Annotated in this window: 1 protein-coding gene; it reads left to right on the top strand. The window is 37.6% G+C overall.

Annotated elements, in window-relative coordinates:
- Window positions 1-134 (top strand): zinc ribbon domain-containing protein (locus FC36_RS11575; RefSeq protein ID WP_156409506.1); only part of this gene is annotated, 134 nt, incomplete at its 5' end.
- Between the last annotated feature and the right edge of the window lie 71 nt (window positions 135-205).

The raw sequence follows: 205 nt of genomic DNA, 5'->3' as shown, positions 1-205 counted from the left end.
ATGGTTTAACTCAAGCGCAATGGTTAAGTACACGCAACTGGACGTGTCCTTATTGCCACAAAAACCACGATAGAGATATAAACGCTAGTTTAAATATCTTAAATCGTGGTCTAAAACAATTAAATATCCAGTAGGGCAGGAACTGTCCGTGGTAAGATAGCTAAGTTCTGTGAGTTAGGTTTTGGAATACCATATAACATCCTAA

The sequence above is a fragment of the Ligilactobacillus equi DSM 15833 = JCM 10991 genome (assembly GCF_001435735.1).
Classification (GTDB): Bacteria; Bacillota; Bacilli; order Lactobacillales; family Lactobacillaceae; genus Ligilactobacillus; species Ligilactobacillus equi.
This window is presented reverse-complemented; position numbering and strand designations above follow the sequence as displayed.